Here is a 19984-nt window from a genome sequence, read left to right on the forward strand (position 1 = left end):
GTCCACGCTGACGGGGGACGCGGTGCGGAACCGATGTTCCCACCGCAAGGGGTCGATCAGGGTTCAGCGGTATTGGACTGTGACCGGAGCGTGGTCCGACCAGCGCAGCGCGTATTCGGGCGCGCGCTCGACGACGGCCTGCTTCGCGCGGCCGGCGATCGCACCGCGCGCGAGATGGTAATCGATCCTCCACCCGGCGTCGTTGTCGTAGGCGCGGCCGCGATACGACCACCAGCTGTAGGGGCCGGCCACGCCCGGATGGAGTTGGCGGACCACGTCGACATAGCCCGCGGCCAGCATCTCGTCGATCCACGCCCGCTCCCCCGGCAGGAAGCCGGAGTTCTTGACGTTGCCCTTCCAATTCTTGATGTCGAGTTCGGTGTGCGCAACGTTCCAGTCGCCGCAGATCACGAAATCGCGGGTCTGCGCCTTCATATGCGCGCCCAGTTCGCCGAGGAAACGATATTTCTCGTCCTGCATGGGAGTGTCGGCCTCACCGGTGTGCACGTACACGCTCGCGACGGTGACGTCGTCGAAATCGGCCTCCACGTAACGGCCGACGCCGTCGAATTCGCTGCTGCCGAAGCCGATCCGCACCCGCGTGGGCTCGCGGCGCGACAGTATTCCCACCCCGGCGCGACCCTTGGCGCCCGGCTCGGCGTGGGCGAGGAACCACCCGGCGTCGAGGACCGGCGCCAGCGCCTTGCGAGTCTGCTCATCGGTCGCCCGGGTCTCCTGCAGGCAGATGATGTCGGCCTCGGTCACTGCGAGCCATTCGAGCATCCCCTTCCCGGTCTTGCCGGTAGCTGCGCGTATGCCGTTGACGTTGACGGAACTGATGATGCTGGCCACTCATCGACCGTACAATGCGGGAATCAACCCGTCCTCGCGGACATCGCGGCCACGCCGAGCAGGCCGCCACCGATTCGGAAGGGGTGACGACGATGACGTCCGGCACCACCCAACCCGCCACCTCCCTTGCGCCGATGAAAGCCCTGCACACCGGATCGGGCGATCCACTGCTGCTGTTGCACGGTTTCCTGATGTCGCCGCACTGCTGGGAAGACGTCGCGTCCCGATTGTCCGCTACTTGCGAGGTATTCGCTCCGGCCTTGGCCGGCCACTGGGGCGGCCCCGACCTCAGCGGCTGGTACATCGACGTCAATCTGCTCGCCGACCGAGTCGAGGAACAGCTCGACGAATTGGGTTGGCGCACCTGCCATATCGCGGGCAACTCACTCGGCGGCTGGGTCGGCTTCGAATTGGCCCGCCGCGGCCGGGCACGCACGCTCACCGCCATCGCACCCGCCGGCGGGTGGCACAATCCGTCGCCGGCGCAGTTGCGGGTGGGGCTCGAGTTCCTGACGCTGCTGCCGATCGTCGAAATCGGCAAGCGCCTGCCCGCCTGGATCCGGTTCAGCGCGCCGGTCCGGCGCGCCACCGCCATGCTGCTGAGCAAGAACGTCGCCGCGGCGCCGCGACGCGGAGTGGAAGCGGCGATCATGTCGGCGACTCATTGCGCGGCCATGCTGCCGCTGATCGTCAGCGGTATGCGGATGGCGGTTCTCGACGATCTGTCCACCGTACGGACGCCGGTGCGCCTGCTGATGTGCGAATACGACCGGATCATCCCGAACCGCATGTACGCCAAGCGATTTCTGCGGGAACTGCCCGAGACGGCAGACCGCATCCTGGTGCACGGCGTGGGTCACGTCCCGATGCTGGAGGCTCCCGACCGCATCGCGACCCTCATCGCCGAGCACGTCTATGCCAGCCGCACGCGTCTGCGGGCGGTGTGAGAAAGGCCGGCGGATCGGTTCGAACCCCTCGGCGCCGATCCGCCGGCCGCCATCACAGGGCGATCACCGGCCCAGGAGCCCCTTCGCGATATGGGTGACCTGGATTTCGTTGCTGCCGGCGTAGATCATCAGCGATTTGGCGTCACGGGCGAGTTGTTCGACACGGTATTCCTGCATGTAGCCGTTACCGCCGAACAGTTGCACGGCCTCCATCGCGACCTCGGTGGCCGCCTCCGAGCAGTACAGTTTGATCGCCGAGGCCTCGGCCAGGGTGGGCGGTTTCCCCGCGCGGGCGCGCTCGAGAGTGTTGAAGACCATGTTCTGCACGTTGATGCGGGCGATCTCCATCTTCGCGAGCTTGAGCTGCACGAGCTGGAAGCGGCCGATCTCCTGCCCCCACAGCATGCGAGTCTTGGCGTATTCCACACAGAGCCGGTGACATTCGTTGACGATGCCCAGCGCCATGAAGCCCACGCCCACCCGTTCGGCGACGAAACTCGTTCGCGCGCTTTCACGCCCGTCGCCGCCCTTGTGTTCCTCGGTCTCGCCGAGCAAGCGGTCCTTGCCCAATCGCACGTTGTCGAAGAACAATTCGCCGGTGGGTGAGGAGTGCAACCCCATCTTCTTGAACGGTTTGCCCTGGGTGAAGCCCTCCATCCCCTTGTCGAGGACGAAGGTCAGCACCTTGCGATCGCGCTTGTCGGTGCCGTCGCCCTCGTCGAGTTTGGCGTAGACCACCACCACATCGGCGTAGGGACCGTTGGTGATGAACGTCTTCTGGCCGTTGAGGATGTAGTCCTCGCCGTCGCGCTTGACCGAGGTCTTCATGCCGCCGAAGGCATCCGAGCCCGAATCCGGCTCCGTGATGGCCCAGGCCGCCACCTTCTTCAAGGTCACGATATCGGCGAGCCAGCGTTCCTTCTGCGCGAGCGTGCCGCGCGACATGATGGTGGCCGCGCCGAGACCGATCGAGACACCCATCGCGGCGACCAAACCCATGCTGACGCCGGACAATTCGCTGATCAGCACCGCCATCAACGACTGCTGTTCGCCGAACGGGTCGCCACCGGACCCGGGTTTCTTCTCGCGCTGTCCGGCCTCGTCCGGCGCGGCCTCGGCGGCCCGCTGCTTGGCGAGCATCTTCTCGATCGCCTCGGCACCCATGACGTCGATGCCGAACTCGCCGAACAGCTTTCGCAGAATCGGATACGGCGGCATCTCACCGCTGTCGAGGGCGTCGAGATGCGGCCGGATCTCCTTGTCGATGAAGGCGCGCACGGCGGCGCGGATCATCTCGTCGGTCTCGGACCATTCGAACATCGTCGTTCTCCTCCAGCGTCAGGGCAGCCGGGCTGCGATGTCGTCGATCAGCCAGGGGCCGTCGGTTTCGATGGTCTTCACGTCGTGCCAGCCGCCGAGCTCGGAGATGGCGCCGCCCTGCACGGCGAAGACCTTGCCGGTGACCGGGCATTTCTCGGTGGCCAGGTAGGCGACCAGCGGCGAGATGTTGGCCGGGCTGAAGGCGTCGAATTCGCCCTCGCCCACCTCGGCGGCGAAGATCGCCCCCATACCGGGTGTGGCCAGGGTCAGGCGCGTGCGCGCCATCGGGGCGATGGCGTTGACGCGCACGCCGTAGCGTTCCAGTTCCTCCGCGGCGACCAGCGTCAACGCGGCGATACCGGCCTTGGCCGCGCCGTAGTTCGCCTGGCCGGCGTTGGGCAGGGTGACGCCGGAGGCCGAGGCGGTGTTGACAACGGCGGCAGTGGGCTGCTTACCGGCCTTCGACTGGTCCTTCCAATACGCCGCGGCGTGGCGCAGCACGTTGAAGTGGCCCTTCAGATGCACCGCTATGACCGCGTCCCACTGCGATTCCTCCAGCCCGGCGATGAACCCGTCACGCAGGATGCCGGCGTTGTTGATCACCACGTCGAGCGTGCCGAACTCCGAGATCGCCTGGTCCACCAGGTTTTTCGCACCGTCCCACTGCGCCACGTTGTCGGTGTTGGCGACCGCCTTCCCACCCGCGGCGCGAATCTCCTCCACCACCTCCTGCGCCGGCCCGGCGTCGGCGCCCTCTCCGGCGTTACTCCCGCCCAGATCGTTCACCACGACCGAGGCGCCCTCGCGCGCGAACAACAGCGCGTGTTCGCGGCCGATGCCGCGGCCGGCGCCGGTGACGACGGCGACCCGCCCATCCAATACACCCATGACAGTCTCCTCGACTACGAGTTGTCGGCGACGACCGCCAGGCCGTCGGTCAGAACGAGATCGGTTCCGCGTGCGGTGCGGAACGCGTAGGTGGTGTCGGAGCCGGTCGAGCCGGCCTTCCAGATCTGCGTCTCCAGCTCGTCGCCGGGGAACACCATCTTCGAGAAGCGCACCGCGAACCGCTTCAATCGGTGCACATCGGAACCGGCCACCGCGGTGAGGACCGCCCACGACGACATCGCCATGGTGCACAGACCGTGCGCGATGATGCCGGGCAGTCCGGCATCCTTGGCCACCTGCTCGTCCAGGTGCAGCGGCACCGGATCGCCGGAAGCGGGGGCGTAGCGGTAGGTCTGATCGTCGTCCACGTGGGCGGCGACCCGGGCCAGGGGCGGCTGCGCCTCCAGCGCGGGGTCGAACTTGTGCGCCGGCGCGCTCTCGCCGACCCGCTTGCCGACATCGATGTTGCGGAAGAAGGCGGTCAGATACTGCTCGTTGACGAGCTCCCCGTCGGAGTCCCGGCATTCGATGAGAATGGTGATGGTGGTGCCGTTCTCCCGGCCCTCGTAGCCGACCGCCTTGGCCCGCGAGACCAGCCGATCACCCGGCCGGATCGGGCGATGGAAGTGAAAGTCCTGCTCGCCGTGCACGACTCGGCCGAAGATGTCCATCGGCACGACGTCGATCACCGGCATCATCATCGCCTCGAAGACGGGCACGATGGCGAAGACGGGAGAGGCGATATCGCCGGACAGGTGAGCCGGAATCGGGTCGTTGGTGGCGGCGGCGTACTCGGCGATCCGCTCCCGGGTGACCTCGAACCGCTCCTCGTCGGACCAGACGTTCAGGCCCGCGTCGTCGAATTCCACGGGCCGGGGCCCTGTTTCGGTGGCCATATCGCTAGGCCGTCGCCAGGGCGTCGAGCTGTTCGAGGGTGGTGTCCAGCTGCTTGGCGCCGTCCTTCTCGACCGCCTTGCCCAGCGCGCCTTTGATGAGCGCGCCCTCGAAATCGCCGGAGACCGAGAATTTGCTGCCTGCTCCCTCCGGTGCGATGTCGAAGGAGAACTTCACCTTCACACCGGCCATCCCAGCGCCGCTGAGCACCAGGTTGTTCGGCGCATTCACCTCTTCGACAACCCATTCCATCTTGTTCGCCATGCCGAGCATCATGATCTTGGCGACCAGCTTCGACCCCGTGGTCAGCGTGGCCGGCGGCTCCTCCATCCAGCGCTCGTGAATGGTGAACCATTTGTCCCAGGTCTGCGGATCCGAGACGACCGCCCAGAGCGCGTCCGGGGTGGCGTTGAGATTCTTGGTGGCTTCGATGTGACCCATGTTCGTACTCCTTCAGCGCTCGGCGCGTTGGTAGGCGGTGACGACCGCGGCTCCGCCGAGGCCGATGTTGTGCTGCAGTGCGGCGGTGACGCCCTCGACCTGACGTTTGTCGGCGTCACCGCGCAGCTGCCAGGTGAGCTCGCTGCACTGAGCCAGACCGGTCGCCCCCAGGGGATGCCCCTTGGAGATGAGGCCGCCCGACGGGTTGACCACCCACGTGCCGCCGTAGGTCGTCTGATCGCCGTCGACGAGGCTGCCGGCCTCCCCCTCGCCGCACAGGCCCAGCGCCTCGTAGAGCAGCAGTTCGTTGGCGGAGAAGCAGTCGTGGAGTTCGATCACCTGGAAGTCCTGCGGACCCAGGCCCGACTGCTGGTAAACCTGCTGCGCGGCTTGCACATTCATGTCGTAGCCGATCAGGTTCTTCGCGGTGCCGTCGAAGGTGGACGCGAAATCGGTGGTCATCGCCTGGCCCACGATCTCCACCGCCCGCCCGGCCAGACCGTGCCGTTCGACGAAATCCTCGGAGGCGAGGACCACCGCCCCCGAACCGTCCGAGGTGGGCGAGCACTGGAGTTTGGTGAGCGGGTCGTAGATCATCCGCGCGCCCAGGATGTCGTCGAGCGAATACTCGTCCTGGAACTGCGAATACGGGTTGTTCACCGAATGCTTGTGGTTCTTGTATCCGATCTTCGCGAAATGCTCGGCGGTGGTGCCGTACTGCTTCATATGTTCGCGGCCCGCGGCGCCGAACATCCACGGCGCCGGCGGAAACAGCACCTCGGAGATCTCGGCCAGTGCCATCATGTGCTTGGCCATCGGCTGCTCGCGGTCGTCCCAGGTGGAACCGAGCGAGCCCGGTTGCATCTTCTCGAAGCCCAGCGCCAGTGTGCAGTCGGCCAGCCCGCCGCGAATCGCTTGGGCCGCAAGGTAGAGCGCGGTGGATCCGGTGGAACAGTTGTTGTTCACGTTGATCACCGGAATACCGGTCATCCCCAGTTCGTAGACCGCGCGCTGACCGGAGGTGGACTCGCCGTAGACGTAGCCGACGTAGGCCTGCTGCACCTCGCGATAGTCGATTCCGGCGTCGGCCAGTGCCTTGGTGCCGGATTCGCGGGCCATATCCGGGTAGTCCCACGCGCGAGTCGTCCCGTCGGCCTCCTCGACCTGCCGCCGCCCCGGTTTCTCGAACTTCGTCATTCCGACGCCGACGACGTAGACCTTGTTCGTCATCGAACCACCCTTCTCCCAGTCGGCCGCCCCGGCGAGCGGCAGTGGTCGATCCGTTCCGATCGAACTGAAAACAAACATACGGAGCTGTATGTAAAGGCGCAATAGGGCGCGGGAGGTTGCCGCGATGACAGCGGGTATACCCAGTTAGAACGTTTGTGTTGATACGTACAGGTGTATCTGTAGATCGCCCGCGGCGTGCGCGCCGACACCGGCGTGGCGGCGTGGCGGTACGGACGTCAGCGGGTGGCGCGCGCTACGGAAGCCTGCGCTCAGCCGCCGATGCCCAGGCCCGGCAGGGCGGATTCGGCAGCGCGGCGCAAGTGCGCGGACGCGCGCTGCCAGCGACGGTGGGCACGCTCGGGATCCGGGGATACGAAGTTGGAGACCAGGATTCCGCGCAGGGTGTCCATCGCGGTATAGGCGAAATCACGAACTTCCTTGCGCCGCAATTCATCCGGAACCAACTGCGATACCGCCATCAGGACGGCGTTGTTGACGAACGGCTCGACCTTCTCGGCCTCGGCGGCCAGCACCGGATCGGTGCGCCCGGCCACCCACAGCTCCATGGCCGCGATGAACAGCGGCCCTTGATGCAGCTCCCACATCGCGTCCAGGGTGGCGCCGATCGGGTCGTCACCGCCACGCAACCGGCCCAGCTCCTTCATCGCCGCCTCGGTGCGCCGCTGCGCCAGATGCGAAATGGCGGCCACGACCAGATCCGTCTTGGACCCGAAGTGGTGCACCTGCGCGCCGCGAGTCACCCCGGCCCGCTCTGCGACGCGCGGCGTCGTGGTGCCCGCATAGCCGTATTCGACCAGGCAATCGATGGTCGCGTCGAGCAGCCGTACCCGCATCTCGCTGCTGCGCTGCTCTTGCGTACGACGCGGCGGCTTACCGACGACAGATCTGGCCATTCGGAAATCCTACACTTACATACACACGTGCATGAAACTTACTCACGCTCTTGCGCCGCACGCCCGCGCTGTATCGCGGCCAGCACCACTCGCACGCCGGCGCCGATGAGCGCCAGATCGGCCAGAATCTGCACGGTCACGACGACGCGGGCAGCCTGCGAGGTCGCCGCGATATCGCCGAAACCGACCGTTCCCAGCACGGTCACCGTGAAATAGAGGGCGTCGATCCGAGTCAGCAGCACCGTGAAGCTGTCCGGCGCGCCCGCCGACATCAGGACGTAGGTCGTGGCGAACATGAGAATGAAGGCCACCGCGATCATGGTCAGCGCCTCGGCGCCGCGCAGTCCGGGATAAGGCGCGGCGACGATGCGCGTGGCCTGCCGCACGATGAGCACGACGACCAGCACCAGACCACCACACAGGCTCAGAAGCGGACCGAGCTCGTTCACATGACGAAAGGGCAGGACGAAATAGAGCACGACGAGCACGAACGTCGTCACCGCGGTCCGAGCGGCGGCATACAACGCCGCCCGCCGCCGCGCAGCGTCACCGCCACTCCCCTGTCCCTGCGGGTCCATCCTGACCTCCCGGTCGAGTACTACCGCGTTCCGTGGATCACTCAACCACGCCGGAGGCCGTCGCACCGGGAGGTTGATGCGGCGACAAGCAGGCGCTTCCCGGCAGTGGGAAATCCAGCCACCGTTCAGAAGCGCCTCGAGTTGAGAGACTGAACGTCGATCAGTCGGTGACGAGCCGCTTCCAGCCCGGTACGGCGAGCCGGAAGGCTCGGACCCCGGCCTGCCGAGGTGTCCACCGGAAGCAACGTGAGGATTGATGCGAGAACTTCACCCCGATGTACGCGTGGCCATGGCGATGGGGCGAGAGCTGAAGCACCGCATCGCCGAAATGCGCGAGCGCGCCGACAAGATGGTCGCACGCCGCCCCTCGCCCAGCGGCATGGTGATTCCCGAGGTCAACGTCTACGGCCAGTTGACCGATCTGTATCTGGCGCCGGGTACCTGCGACCGGTTCGGCAACGACGAACTCGCCTTCGAGATCGTGTCCGCTGTGCGGGAGAGTAGCGCCGACGCGCGCCGCCAGTATCACATCGCCATGAACGAAGACCGTCACCATGTGCCGCTGGCCGAGAAGGCGCGGCAGTGGCGGGCGGAGATCGACGCACCGAAGGCCCCCACCAGTGGGAACCGAGAAGAATGAGATCGGGACGGCTGGCGGGAGGATTGGCCGATTATGGCAAATTTTCTGGATCTCGACCCTGATCAGCTGCGCAGGTACGCCGAGCAGCTCGACAGGTATGCCGCCGCGATGCGCAAGTGGGGCGAGATTCCGAAGGATTGGCTCGATGAGTTCCCGAACGGTTACGGGACTATCGCAGATCCGCTGCACGGTGCGCTGGAGGATTATTACCGGAATCGCCATGAGAAGGCCGAAGACCAGGCGGGGTCGGCCGAGCGGACCGCACGCGATCTACGGGCCGCAGCGGATCGGATGGAGCTCAGCGAACTCTCCGGCGGACAGCAGATCGCCGAGACCGGCCCGCACAGTGGGCCCAGCCCGGTAACGCACGGTCCGGGCAGCGCGAGCGACGCACCCGAACGCAGGGCACCGAACATCCCGGAGGCTGTGCCGCAGCGTATGCCGGACGACAACCACACACCTTCCGTCGACGCCGTTCATCCGAGGCCTGCGGCATCCACACCCGAACTCGGTCACGATGGTGGCGCTGCGCTTTCCGGGCCCGCGCTTCCCGGGCCGCATATCGGTACGTCTGTCGGCATTTCTCATCCGGCGCCCGGCCCCGAACACCACCCCGATGCTTCGACACCATTCATCGACCACGGGCACCCCGACGGCCATGTCGTGCCCGTAACTGTCGGCCCCTCCGCCACCGGATACGGGGCAGGCGAGCTGTCCGCCGAACCGATCGCACCCGCCGCGCCGCCGATACCACCGACAGGCCCCGCACCCGCGGGCCCTGTCCCCGCGGGTCCGCCTCCCAGACCACCGATGCCTTTGCGGGCCGGGCCATTCGAGGTGTCGGTGTCTGCCGCTCGCGGGCGACGGCAGGGCCGGCCGGCGCTGGTGGTGGGCAACACCGACGACGACGATCTCACGCTGGCGCGAACATTGTTGAGCGCGGTGCTCTACGCAGTGGGCGACACGGCGCCGGATGTCGAGTGGGCGACCGGCGTGGTAAGGAACGCGAGGGGCGCCGTCGTCCTGCTGACCTCCACCGAGGGACGAGGATGGCTACCGCCCGGACTCTTCGTCCCTTCCGAGGTCTTGGTGCCGTGGCAATGGGATTCGATTCTGAACACCGAGGGGCGCGCGGCCATGGCGATGGTCGAAGGTTGCCCCGACCCGGCCGGTATCCTCACCGAATTTGCTCGCCATGCCTCCGGCAACAAACGCGGACAGCTGCGTGCCCTCGCATCGTCGGCAATGGTGGACGACTATGTGCGCGCCACATTGGGCCACACTGTGACCATCGCCGACCGAGTGATGGCGAATGAGACCGCGGTCGACCTGTCCCGGCCCGGGGCAGGTCTGGTCGACCGGCTGGACATCGGTGGTTCGCCTGCATCACGACAACTCGCAACCACGATACCGGACTCCGATATCCGAGCTGCCTGCCTGAGGTTGGCTCACGCTGCCGACGAACTGGTCCGAGAGGCGGTAACCGGGGTCGAGACGGAAGTAGCCGCACAGCGAACTCGGCGGCGCGATGCCCTGAAATCATTTGGTACCGGACAAGAAGCCCGGATCGGGACCCGAGAACACTCTCCCACAACCCAGCAGCACGGCGTCGCACCGTCCATGACTGTATTCGCGCCATTTGTTCCATCACATCCGCCGGTGACATCTCCGGTCGCTACCGGTCTCCGGTACACCTCAGTGGACGCGGATATCGAACGTGGCCGGACATTCGAACGGCGAGCCGACGAATTGGTATCGCTGCTACTCGCGGGCAGAGATGATCGCCAAGTGCTCCGTGACGCACTGTATGCCCATGATCAGATTGCGGCACATCCACAACTCGAGAGCATGGTGCGGACGACGAGTACCGGTTCTATCGATGTGGTTTCGGCCCGACACGATGCAGTGACGAGACCGTCCGACGAATATTCCGGCTTCCCTGTGGGTCCCGGGCTCGACGCTGCAGCCGTAGACAGGAGTATCCGATGACGATGACCGCCGATGAGCAGAAGCAGGCTTCTGATCTGGCCAAGAAGATCAAAGATACCCACACGGTCGCCGGCTGGAACGACTACTACACCGACGATGAAGCGAAAGATTTCGTAAAGAAACTCGACGGCCTCACAACGGAACAATTCACTTTTGTATGGAATGCGCTCGACAAGAACACCCGAGAAGATCTCGTCAACGGCGACGGATGGTCGGACGCAGACAAGCAATATCCCGCGCTCGCCAAAGCACTGAAAAGCGACGATCCCGCCGCCGTAAAGGCATATACCGACACGAAAACGGACGCCAAACCGACCTACGGTGCAGAGGGTGGATTCCTCCCCGGCGACGGCAAGAAGCATTTCAGGGACGTGTTTCTATGGGTTCCCAAGGGGAGAAGCGACTCGCTGTACGACCTGATCGTAGACACGCAGGATACGATGCAAAGAGGTTTCGACTCGCTCGGCTCTCACGACCCGAAGGACGCGCCGGATTTCAGCTCCATTCTGGAGCACCATCAGGCTGAAAAGCCCCAGGGCTGGTCGAATATCGTCCACAGGTACAGTGAATTCCACGAGACATTCAAGAAACGCGAAGAAGATTTCGACGCAAAAAATAAAGATGTGAATTTCACCACCAAGGACAATCAGGAGAAATTGAAGGCGTGCTCGAACGACCTCGCGGGCGTCGTGGACACCCTGAACAAGGCCCTTCAGTTGGATTTGAGTCCGGGCAGCGATCCGAACAGCACCGCCAGGCAAAACGGAAACGAGATAACCTACACCGCAGGACACGACAATCCGGATGTGGTTTACACGCGTAAGGATAATTCATCGAATTTCGTCCTCACGCCGGAAGCCGAGCAAAAGTATTACGTCAGCGCAATCCAAACTGCCGTGGACCAGTGGAACAAGATCTACGACGATACGGCGATGAAATTTCAGAAGGACGCCGACCACGTCGACGATCCGGGACCGAAGGGACCGGCGAAACCGGAGGCGCCCGCCGCACCGGCGGCCCCTGCGGCACCGGCAGCGCCGGCGGCGACGCCCTACACGCCCGTCGCCGATACGTCCGGTACCGCCGACCTGGCCAACCAGACGGACTACAGCGACATATTCGGCAACCTGTCCGACGGCCGATCCCAGACCGATTCCACCGGTATCTCGGACCCCTGGAACCTCGACGGAACGAACGGCACCGGCACCGGCACCGGCACCGGCACCGGAGACGGCACCGCGTCGTCCAGCGGCACCACCTCGTCCGATTCCGCCTCGGCATGGGACCAGATAGCGAACGCCATCACCGGCAAGACCGGTGGTAACGGGACCACCGGCCAGGCGCCGACCGCCGCGACACCCGCGCCCTCGAACCCGCTCTTGGGAGCCATGAATCCCATGCAATACATGAATCCGAATTCCGGGGCGGGCGGCTTCATGAACCCGGCGGGAAATCAGAACAGCCCCTACTCGCAGTACGCCCAGAACCCCATGACCGGCGGTGCCGGCAACCAAACGAACCCCCTGCTGCCCGGGGCGAACGCGAGCCGGCCCGCTGCGGGCGCCACCGCGCAACAGGCCGCGTACACGAATCCTGCCTCGGCCGTCTCGGCCACGCCGGCTTCCGGCACGCCCCCGCATACCGGCAATTCGATGGTCGATATGAAATTGCCGGATGGCAGTGCGCCACAGAAGGTTCCCTCGATCGTGGCCGACGCGGTGAACCGGGCGTTGAACAATCCGAATGGCAGCGATGCGGCCGCGGCCTATGGCAGCGCTTTCGCACAGGCGACACCGGTCGACGGTTCGAATCTGCACACCGGCGACGTGGTGCAGTGGGCCGATCGCAGCGCGGTGATCGTGCGCGAGGGAACCGACAACTACTACATAATCACCGACGGCCAGATGCGACACGTCGAGCTCAAAGATCTTCCCAACTACAACAATGGCGCATTCGGCCGTTTCGAAGGGTTCTTCCGGCCGGCCGGGTCGGGAGATTCCGACCAGCAAGCTAATCCGCAGCCGCATTCCATGGTCCAACCGACCCAGGTTCTCGCCGCATCGTCGACGACCTCTGCACGGCAGCCCAATAACGACACGCAAGAGACATGACAGTCGCGGCGGCGACATCGACCGGTGACTTCGTGGTCGATGTCGCCGAGCGGATCGGGACAGGCTGTACACCGGAATCCCTTCGGTCGGTGCTGTTTCGAGCCTGTGGCGGTCGATTGGAGGCGCGCACCCCGGACGGGGTGCGTTCGAGCGGAATCACCAGCTCCGGATTTCCGTTCGAGGCCAGCGTGACGGGCGGGTTGGGCCGGTACTCCCAGATGCTTCGCTACATCACGGAAACCACAACGTGGGAGCCGGACTTCGCCGTTCGGCTCGAGGCATATCTGGCCACGATCACCGAGCTCGTCACGTGGCTGCCGGGTGGCGACCCGGCGGCGGCCGACCTGCTCCATTCCTTCGTCACCACGGTGTATCCCGATCCCGTGGCCATCGAGCCGGGGGCGCGCCCGGCGATGTGGCTCGGAATTGTGCATCACCGCGCCGAACCGGATCGCCTGGGCGGCCTCAAGGTGTACTGCAGCCCGAGGGCGCGAACCGACGTCATCGAGACCCTCGGCCGCCAGTGGTCCGGCTTCGAGGGACTCAGTCCCATACCGGAGAACGACGATCTTTTTCGCTACGCCGGACTCGCCATCGAGCTCTGCGCGCACGGAGATCCGGCGTACAAAATCTATCTCCGGGCGCGCACCCGAAACGTCGCCGTACCGATGAAGTTGGTACGCCATTTCGGCGATCCCGCCTGGCAGACGCTCTCGGAGTTCACCGCCTGTGGCGTGGATGCGGCCGACCTGCACAACTTCGACTATTTCGTGTGCTGCAGCCGACGCGGCAACGAAACTCCTTCCTATACGGTCTCATTGATTACGAGGCCGTCGGACGACATCACGGCGCTGGCTCGTGCGCTGGCGGCACGGCACCACGGCACCACGCGGGCGATCGACGCGATGGCGCACGCCGCGCGGGACCGGGGTGCGGCGTGGCGGTATACGGCACTCGGGCTGGGCTTCTCATCCGAGCACGGCATCGACAAATTGAACGTCTACGGAACACCGATGTGGGAATCCACCTCGGAAGCGACCGCAGTCACGTCCGCCCGGCCGCTCGGACGATCGGAAGTTGCGCGTTGACGTGCTCGAGCCGCAACGAGGAACGCAGTTCGGCCAGCCGATTCAGATCGTCGCCGTAGAGGCCGGTTGCCTTCGCGTCGTCGAGGTCGGCGACTCCGTACAGGTATGGGCGGCCACCCAATTCGCAACAGCGTCGCTGCAGGTCACGGAATGTCTTCCGGGCATCGGCTACCGCATCCGGAGCACGATCGACGGTGGCGTACAGCCCGACTCCGACCGAGACGGGAGCGGGCAGTACGGGCGCGAAAGCGAAGGGGACAGCATCGGCGGGCCGTCGGACGACCAGGATGTACACCCGGGTCGCCGGACCATCGAACGGCGCTCGATCGAGCTGCGCCGCAACGGTTTCGACCATCGACACGCAGTGGTCGACCGGGACGACGTAGTCCGCCCACATCCGCGCTCGATCGACGAGAGGTTGCCACGTTGCGGGCGGGTCGATCTCCTTCATCGGTGACTGTGTGATCACAGCGCAGTCCTCGCCGTCGCAGGGCTGTGCCGGCCGGGAACCCCGCCAACCGGTGACCGATCGGATCCGGCCACGGCCGGCCATTCCCGAGTAGATGTCGACGTCGGTGCGGTCCGCCACTCGAATGGTGTGCTCGGCGAGCTCGCCGAGACTCGCATGGTCGGCCCGATGCTCGTGCACGTGGGGCTCATGGTCGGCGGTCCGCAGAACTACCCGCTCGATCAATCCGACCGTGCCCAGTCCCCCGAGAGCGAACCGGAACAGTTCCTCATGCTCGGTACGGGAGCACCAACGGCTCCTGCCGGTCCCGTCGATCAGCTGAATGCGCTCCACGTGGTCTATCTGCCAGCCGGACCGGATCGACTCGACTCCGGCGCCGCCCACCGACAACGTGCCCCCCACCGACATGTGCAGGTGATCCGGCAGGATCGGGAAGGTTCGCCCCTGCCGGTTCAGGTACCACTCGAGTCCGAGCCAGCTCGCACCCGCGGGCACCTCGAACAATCCGTCGCCCAGATCCCTGATCTCCCGGATCGCGGTATCGGGCGCATAGGTGACCAGCAGTTCGTCATCGGTCACGGTCTGCCCGGCACACGAATGCCCGGAACCTCGCAGTGTCAACGGGCGGCCGGAACCGAGCAGGGCAGCCGGGAATGCAGAGGGCAATCGATGGACCGCCCGAGGCGTGGCGCGATACAGACCACCGAAGTCGGCATCGAAATCGGTGACGGAAACATCAGCGGCACTCATGATTTCGGCAGCGATCGTGTCACCGTCCGGTCAGCGGTATGCGGCACGCCGTCATCGTAGCGAGCTGCCGGGGCGGCTTCTCACTGCCAGGAGTAGGGCACGATCACAGCGTCTCGCGCGCTGCCATACCCCGACGACGCGGCGCTTGCCGCCCGGTCGCGGGCGGATGGCCATGCGCAGACGAGCGGTCCCGAGCAGACGATCAGCCGCGGCCGACGGCCTGGTGGTGCGATGGCACCCGGCGGGCCGACCACACGGTGACGGTGAACAGGAACACCCCCGCGACAGCCAGACCCGCGCCCACGACGGCGGGGGCGGTGTAACCCAGGCCCGCCGCGATCACCAGGCCGCCCAGCCAGGCGCCGGCCGCGTTGGCGATGTTCAGGGCGGCGTGGTTGAGGGCGGCGGCGAGGGTTTGGGCGTCGTGGGCGACGTCCATCAGCCGGGTCTGCAGGCCGGGTGCCAAGGCGGCTCCGGAGGCGCCGACGAGGAAGGCGCCCGCGGCGGCGGTGAACGGATTGTGGGCTGCCGCAACGAAAATCGCGAGGATGACGACCATCGCGATCAGCGCGACGAATACCGAGCGGTCCACGCCGCGATCGGCGAGGACGCCGCCGCCGATATTGCCCGCGACCATGCCCAGGCCGAACAGTGCCAGCACGATCGGCACCAGGCCCTGACCCATGCCGGCGACATCGGTGAGGGTCGAGGTGATGTAGGTGTAGACCGCGAACATGCCGCCGAAGCCGACCGCGCCGACCAGCAGCGTCAGCAGCACCTGCGGGCGGCGCAGCGCGGTCAGCTCGGTGCGCGGATCGGTCACCCGCACCCCGTGCAGATCGGGCACGAAGCGGGCGATCGCGAACACCGTGGCCAGCCCGAGGACGGCGACGACCACGTAGGCATCGCGCCAGCCGAGTCCCTGGCCGAGCCAGGTGGCGGCGGGGACACCCACGACATTGGCGGCGCTCAGGCCCAGCATCACCGCGGCGACGGCCTTGGCCCGCTGCCCCACCGGAGCCAGTGAGGCGGCAGCGAGCGAGGCCACGCCGAAGTAGGCGCCGTGCGGGAGACCTGCGACGAACCGGGCCGCGACCAGAGCCGGGAAGGCCGGCGCCAGCACCGAGGCGATATTCCCGGCGGTGAACGCGATCATCAAGGCGATCAGCAGGCGCTTGCGCGGCATCCGGGCGCACAGCGCCGCGATCACGGGCGCGCCGACCACCACGCCCAGTGCGTACGCCGAGACGGCATGTCCGCCGGTGGGCTCCGAAACATGCAGGTCCGCGGCGATGTCGGGCAGTAGCCCCATGGTGACGAATTCGGTGGTGCCGATCCCGAAACCGCCGAGCGCCAGCGCGAGCATCGCCGGAATATGCCATCCGGTGCGAGTCTCCGGCGCCGCCCCGGAGCCGAGCGCCGCACGGGACGACGCGGCACTCGCGGGTGACTCCGGTGGGAAGTCGACAGGTGGTGCGGTGCGCACCGAAGCTGAGTCGGCCATGGGTGTGGCCAACACGCGCGGTCGACGCGGCGATACCGGCGGCCGGGGTGATTCGACTCACCGCACCCCGCTCCCGCCCGCCGACGCCTCGCGCCGAGCACCGGAACGACTGCGGGACAACGAATCTCGCGCCGTCGCGGGTTCCGCATGAAGCGCTGTCGGATACCTCACACGCGCGATCGGGTGCGGAAAGCAATTCGGGCACCCGCGGCCACCGGGATCGGTGGGGGCGGGTGCCCGGATATGTCTACCGACCGCGCCGGATACCGGCCGGTCGCGAGCGTTCAGCTCAGTTCGCGCGCCAGGTTGGCATCGAGCACACCGAGGAATTCCTCGGTGGTCAGGTAGCCCTGGTTGCCGCCGACCAGCAGCGCCAGGTCCTTGGTCATCTGGCCGCTCTCGACGGTCTTGATCACGACGTCCTCGAGGGTCTGCGCGAAGCCGATGACCTCGGGGGTGTTGTCCAGCTTGCCGCGATGCGCCAGACCCCGCGTCCACGCGAAGATCGAGGCGATCGGGTTCGTGGAGGTGGGCTTGCCCTGCTGGTGCTGGCGGAAGTGCCGGGTCACCGTGCCGTGCGCGGCCTCGGCCTCACAGGTGCGGCCGTCCGGGGTGAGCAGCACCGAGGTCATCAGGCCCAGCGAGCCGAAGCCCTGCGCCACGGTGTCGGACTGCACGTCGCCGTCGTAGTTCTTGCAGGCCCAGACGTAGCCGCCCTCCCACTTCAGCGCGGAGGCGACCATATCGTCGATCAGCCGGTGTTCATAGGTCAGTCCGGCCGCGTCGAACTCGTCCTTGAACTCGGTCTCGAAGATCTCCTGGAAGGTGTCCTTGAACATGCCGTCGTAGGCCTTCAGGATGGTGTTCTTCGTCGACATGTAGACGGGGTAGTTCTGCTGCAGGCCGTAGTTCAGCGACGCCCGCGCGAAGTCCTCGATCGACTTCTTGAAGTTGTACATACCCATGACGACGCCGCCGTCCTCGGGCATCTTCACCACTTCGTGGACGATCGGCTCGGAGCCGTCCTCCGGGGTGAACTGGATCGTCACGGTGCCGGCCTGATGCACCTTGAAGTCGGTGGCGCGGTACTGGTCACCGAACGCGTGACGGCCGATGATGATCGGCTTGGTCCAGCCGGGCACCAGACGCGGAACGTTGGAGATGATGATCGGCGCGCGGAAAATAGTGCCGCCGAGAATGTTACGAATCGTGCCGTTCGGCGAACGCCACATTTTCTTGAGGCCGAATTCTTCGACGCGGGCCTCGTCCGGGGTGATCGTGGCGCATTTGACGCCGACGCCGTGCTTCTTGATGGCGTTGGCCGCGTCGACGGTGACCTGGTCATCGGTCTTGTCGCGAGTTTCGATGCCGAGGTCGTAGTACTCGAGATTCACATCGAGGTACGGATGGATCAGCTTGTCCTTGATGAACTGCCAGATGATCCGGGTCATCTCGTCGCCGTCGAGTTCGACGACGGTCCCTTCAACCTTGATCTTGGACATGGATCTTCGTGTCCTCCTAAGGAAGGTGTGCTCCCATTGCACGGCCAGGCGAGCACGCTTGTGAGCGGACCCCAGCTGTTCAACAGACAACGTATACGCCCCGCGTTGTCCACGAGACGCCTGGTGCTAAACAAGACAAGCGTACTGGTGCGCTGGGTCTCACTGACAGGGGCGGTCCCATTGAGAGCTACCCACGTCACATCGGACCGATATGCGCCGGCCGAAGAAACGGACATACGCCACGAACGTCCGCCTCGAATCGAGCGAGCCCAACCCTCGCCCCCGTCGCGGCCGATTGTTACCATCCACGGCAGGTCATGAGTGCCAGCGCCAAGCCCCGGCTCGCTGGCCGGCAACCCTCCAGTTGCGGTGGGGTGCTCCGGGTGATTGACCGGGCTCTCGAAAGCCGAGGGCAAGCGCGACTGTCAGGAGCAACAAGTGAGTGAGCCCACCGTGCCCACCGTCGACAAGTGCGTGGAGGCGGCGGAGCGGCACAGGCGTATCGCTACCATCGGGGATGTGTGTGCCCCAGCCCTCCGTACCGCCTCGACCACGCGTGCGCTCTCGCCGTGCGCCGACCCGGCGTCCGCCGTCGCCGTGTTCCGGCAGGTCCGGGAGCCGATGCGGACCATGGGACTCGACGGCATGGGAGTAGACGGCATGGCACGGCTCGACGTGGTGACGGCACGGTGACCGTGAGTATCGAATCGAGCACGTCACGCCCGGGCGCAACGACACTGCTACCCCCGCCGGACGGCACGGTCGGGATCATCGGGATCGGCGATGTCCGGCTCGAGAACGGGGCGGTCGTCCCCGGTGTCGAACTGGCCGTGCAGCGCTGGGGCGAACTGGCCCCCGGCCTGGACAACGTGGTGCTGGTCGAACACGCGCTCACCGGTGATTCGCACGTCTGCGGACAGCCCGACGATCTGCACGCCCTGCCGGGCTGGTGGGACGGACTGGTCGGGCCCGGCGCGGCACTGGACACCGACCACTGGTGCGTGATCGCGACCAACGTTCTGGGTGGTTGCCAGGGCAGCACCGGCCCCTCGTCCCTCGCGCCGGACGGAAAGCCTTGGGGCGCACGCTTTCCGCAGATTTCGATTCGAGACCAGGTGAGCGCCGAAGTGGCGCTGCTGGACCTGCTCGGCCTCTCCCGCGTCGCCGCGGTGGTCGGCGGTTCGATGGGCGGCATGCGGGTGCTGGAATGGATGGTCGGATATCCCGATCGCGTCGACGCGGCCCTGGTGCTGGCGGTCGGCGCCCGCGCCACCGCGGATCAGATCGGCACCCAGACCACCCAGATCGCCGCGATCACGTCGGATCCGGACTGGCAGGACGGCAACTATCACGGCACCGGCCGCGGCCCGCAGGCCGGGCTGGGCATCGCACGCCGGATCGCGCATCTGACCTACCGCACCGAATTCGAGCTCGACCACCGGTTCGCCAACACCGCTCAGGGCGACGAAAACCCCTGGGACGGTGGCCGTTACGCGGTACAGAGCTATCTGGAACATCAGGCCGACAAGCTGGTCGCGCGGTTCGACGCGGCCACCTACGTGCTGCTGACCGAGGCCATGAACCGGCACGACGTCGGACGCGGACGCGGCGGCATCGAGGCCGCGCTGGCCGCGACCCCGGTGCCGTGTGTGGTCGGCGGCGTGGACTCGGACCGGTTGTATCCGTTGCGGACCCAGCAGGAACTGGCCGACCTACTGCCCGGCTGCAAAGGTCTGGAAGTCGTGCATTCGCGCGACGGCCACGACGGTTTCCTCACCGAGATCGAGGCGATCGGCAAATTGCTGGAGCAGACCATGGAGTTGGCGCGCGCCGCGCAGGACGCCCGCGCGTCCTGAGTTCGCCCCCT

General features: G+C 66.1%; 18 protein-coding genes and 1 riboswitch. Of the genes, 7 read left to right on the plus strand and 11 right to left on the minus strand.

Annotation, left to right across the window (positions count from 1 at the left end):
* Positions 1-63 precede the first annotated feature (63 nt).
* Complete coding sequence (locus tag NA3_RS00860) at positions 64-852, minus strand: exodeoxyribonuclease III (protein WP_062961670.1); 789 nt, start codon at positions 850-852, stop codon at positions 64-66.
* A 92-nt stretch (positions 853-944) separates the two neighbouring features.
* On the opposite strand from NA3_RS00860, the gene ephH reads away from it, so the two are divergent.
* Positions 945-1799 carry an epoxide hydrolase EphH gene (gene ephH / locus NA3_RS00865; RefSeq protein WP_062961794.1) on the plus strand — a complete coding sequence of 285 codons (855 nt, stop codon included), beginning with the start codon at positions 945-947 and terminating at the stop codon, positions 1797-1799.
* Positions 1800-1862: 63 nt separating this feature from the next.
* On the opposite strand, the gene NA3_RS00870 is transcribed toward ephH, so the two are convergent.
* The 7 genes from NA3_RS00870 to NA3_RS00900 all read right to left on the minus strand — a co-directional run bounded on the left by NA3_RS00870 (position 1863) and on the right by NA3_RS00900 (position 8064).
* Positions 1863-3119, minus strand: a complete 1257-nt coding sequence (locus NA3_RS00870) for an acyl-CoA dehydrogenase family protein (protein ID WP_062961671.1) — start codon at positions 3117-3119, stop codon at positions 1863-1865.
* An 18-nt stretch (positions 3120-3137) separates the two neighbouring features.
* A complete protein-coding gene (locus NA3_RS00875; protein ID WP_062961672.1) occupies positions 3138-4007 on the minus strand; it encodes an SDR family oxidoreductase in 870 nt (289 codons plus the stop codon).
* Positions 4008-4021: 14 nt separating this feature from the next.
* Entirely contained in the window at positions 4022-4903 is an 882-nt protein-coding gene (locus NA3_RS00880) for a MaoC/PaaZ C-terminal domain-containing protein (RefSeq protein WP_062961673.1), read from the minus strand.
* A gap of 4 nt (positions 4904-4907) precedes the next feature.
* The gene (locus NA3_RS00885) at positions 4908-5342 is read right to left on the minus strand and encodes a type II toxin-antitoxin system Rv0910 family toxin (RefSeq protein WP_062961674.1); all 435 of its coding nucleotides are present in this window, start codon (positions 5340-5342) and stop codon (positions 4908-4910) included.
* 12 nt (positions 5343-5354) lie between these two features.
* Positions 5355-6572 (minus strand): lipid-transfer protein, encoded by a 1218-nt coding sequence (locus NA3_RS00890; protein ID WP_062961795.1) that lies wholly within the window; start codon positions 6570-6572, stop codon positions 5355-5357.
* Positions 6573-6841: 269 nt separating this feature from the next.
* A complete protein-coding gene (locus NA3_RS00895) occupies positions 6842-7486 on the minus strand; it encodes a TetR/AcrR family transcriptional regulator (RefSeq protein WP_062961675.1) in 645 nt (214 codons plus the stop codon).
* Between the two features lie 38 nt (positions 7487-7524).
* On the minus strand, positions 7525-8064 hold the full coding sequence (locus NA3_RS00900; protein WP_062961676.1) for a potassium channel family protein: 540 nt from the start codon (positions 8062-8064) through the stop codon (positions 7525-7527).
* Positions 8065-8320: 256 nt separating this feature from the next.
* On the opposite strand from NA3_RS00900, the gene NA3_RS00905 reads away from it, so the two are divergent.
* Genes NA3_RS00905 through NA3_RS00920 form a run of 4 tightly spaced genes read left to right on the plus strand, consistent with a single transcriptional unit; the run spans position 8321 to position 13892 of the window.
* Positions 8321-8704 carry a hypothetical protein gene (locus tag NA3_RS00905; RefSeq protein WP_174561034.1) on the plus strand — a complete coding sequence of 128 codons (384 nt, stop codon included), beginning with the start codon at positions 8321-8323 and terminating at the stop codon, positions 8702-8704.
* Between the two features lie 33 nt (positions 8705-8737).
* Positions 8738-10693: a type VII secretion target gene (locus NA3_RS39565; RefSeq protein ID WP_062961677.1), complete on the plus strand. Its 1956-nt coding sequence runs from the start codon at positions 8738-8740 to the stop codon at positions 10691-10693.
* Positions 10690-12804: a hypothetical protein gene (locus NA3_RS00915; protein ID WP_128145092.1), complete on the plus strand. Its 2115-nt coding sequence runs from the start codon at positions 10690-10692 to the stop codon at positions 12802-12804. The genes NA3_RS39565 and NA3_RS00915 overlap by 4 nt, the downstream gene beginning before the upstream one ends.
* The gene (locus NA3_RS00920) at positions 12801-13892 is read left to right on the plus strand and encodes a hypothetical protein (protein WP_062961679.1); all 1092 of its coding nucleotides are present in this window, start codon (positions 12801-12803) and stop codon (positions 13890-13892) included. The genes NA3_RS00915 and NA3_RS00920 overlap by 4 nt, the downstream gene beginning before the upstream one ends.
* On the opposite strand, the gene NA3_RS00925 is transcribed toward NA3_RS00920, so the two are convergent.
* The 3 genes from NA3_RS00925 to NA3_RS00940 form a co-directional block, all read right to left on the minus strand.
* Complete coding sequence (locus tag NA3_RS00925; protein WP_062961680.1) at positions 13849-15111, minus strand: FAD-binding protein; 1263 nt, start codon at positions 15109-15111, stop codon at positions 13849-13851. The genes NA3_RS00920 and NA3_RS00925 overlap by 44 nt on opposite strands.
* 202 nt (positions 15112-15313) lie before the next feature.
* Positions 15314-16477, minus strand: coding sequence for an MFS transporter (locus NA3_RS00930; protein ID WP_062961681.1), 1164 nt, complete (start codon positions 16475-16477; stop codon positions 15314-15316).
* Between the two features lie 422 nt (positions 16478-16899).
* Positions 16900-18117 (minus strand): NADP-dependent isocitrate dehydrogenase, encoded by a 1218-nt coding sequence (locus NA3_RS00940; protein ID WP_062961683.1) that lies wholly within the window; start codon positions 18115-18117, stop codon positions 16900-16902.
* 313 nt (positions 18118-18430) lie between these two features.
* Positions 18431-18542: riboswitch (SAM riboswitch) on the plus strand.
* Between the two features lie 13 nt (positions 18543-18555).
* Here NA3_RS00940 and NA3_RS00945 point away from each other — a divergent pair.
* Together NA3_RS00945 and metX are read left to right on the plus strand one after the other, a co-directional pair.
* Positions 18556-18810: a hypothetical protein gene (locus NA3_RS00945; RefSeq protein ID WP_062961684.1), complete on the plus strand. Its 255-nt coding sequence runs from the start codon at positions 18556-18558 to the stop codon at positions 18808-18810.
* Positions 18807-19973 carry a homoserine O-acetyltransferase MetX gene (metX, locus tag NA3_RS00950; RefSeq protein WP_128145091.1) on the plus strand — a complete coding sequence of 389 codons (1167 nt, stop codon included), beginning with the start codon at positions 18807-18809 and terminating at the stop codon, positions 19971-19973. Before NA3_RS00945 ends, metX begins: the two co-directional genes overlap by 4 nt.
* The last annotated feature ends 11 nt before the right edge of the window (positions 19974-19984 follow it).

The organism is Nocardia africana NBRC 100379 (assembly GCF_001612635.1).
Classification (GTDB): domain Bacteria; phylum Actinomycetota; class Actinomycetes; order Mycobacteriales; family Mycobacteriaceae; genus Nocardia; species Nocardia africana.

Coding starts and splice junctions, on each gene's coding strand:
- ephH (WP_062961794.1), top strand. CDS start 945: ATGACGTCCGGCACCACCCAACCCGCCACCTCCCTTGCGCCGATGAAA.
- NA3_RS00870 (WP_062961671.1), bottom strand. CDS start 3,119: ATGTTCGAATGGTCCGAGACCGACGAGATGATCCGCGCCGCCGTGCGC.
- NA3_RS00875 (WP_062961672.1), bottom strand. CDS start 4,007: ATGGGTGTATTGGATGGGCGGGTCGCCGTCGTCACCGGCGCCGGCCGC.
- NA3_RS00880 (WP_062961673.1), bottom strand. CDS start 4,903: ATGGCCACCGAAACAGGGCCCCGGCCCGTGGAATTCGACGACGCGGGC.
- NA3_RS00885 (WP_062961674.1), bottom strand. CDS start 5,342: ATGGGTCACATCGAAGCCACCAAGAATCTCAACGCCACCCCGGACGCG.
- NA3_RS00890 (WP_062961795.1), bottom strand. CDS start 6,572: ATGACGAACAAGGTCTACGTCGTCGGCGTCGGAATGACGAAGTTCGAG.
- NA3_RS00895 (WP_062961675.1), bottom strand. CDS start 7,486: ATGGCCAGATCTGTCGTCGGTAAGCCGCCGCGTCGTACGCAAGAGCAG.
- NA3_RS00900 (WP_062961676.1), bottom strand. CDS start 8,064: ATGGACCCGCAGGGACAGGGGAGTGGCGGTGACGCTGCGCGGCGGCGG.
- NA3_RS00905 (WP_174561034.1), top strand. CDS start 8,321: ATGCGAGAACTTCACCCCGATGTACGCGTGGCCATGGCGATGGGGCGA.
- NA3_RS39565 (WP_062961677.1), top strand. CDS start 8,738: ATGGCAAATTTTCTGGATCTCGACCCTGATCAGCTGCGCAGGTACGCC.
- NA3_RS00915 (WP_128145092.1), top strand. CDS start 10,690: ATGACGATGACCGCCGATGAGCAGAAGCAGGCTTCTGATCTGGCCAAG.
- NA3_RS00920 (WP_062961679.1), top strand. CDS start 12,801: ATGACAGTCGCGGCGGCGACATCGACCGGTGACTTCGTGGTCGATGTC.
- NA3_RS00925 (WP_062961680.1), bottom strand. CDS start 15,111: ATGAGTGCCGCTGATGTTTCCGTCACCGATTTCGATGCCGACTTCGGT.
- NA3_RS00930 (WP_062961681.1), bottom strand. CDS start 16,477: ATGCTCGCGCTGGCGCTCGGCGGTTTCGGGATCGGCACCACCGAATTC.
- NA3_RS00940 (WP_062961683.1), bottom strand. CDS start 18,117: ATGTCCAAGATCAAGGTTGAAGGGACCGTCGTCGAACTCGACGGCGAC.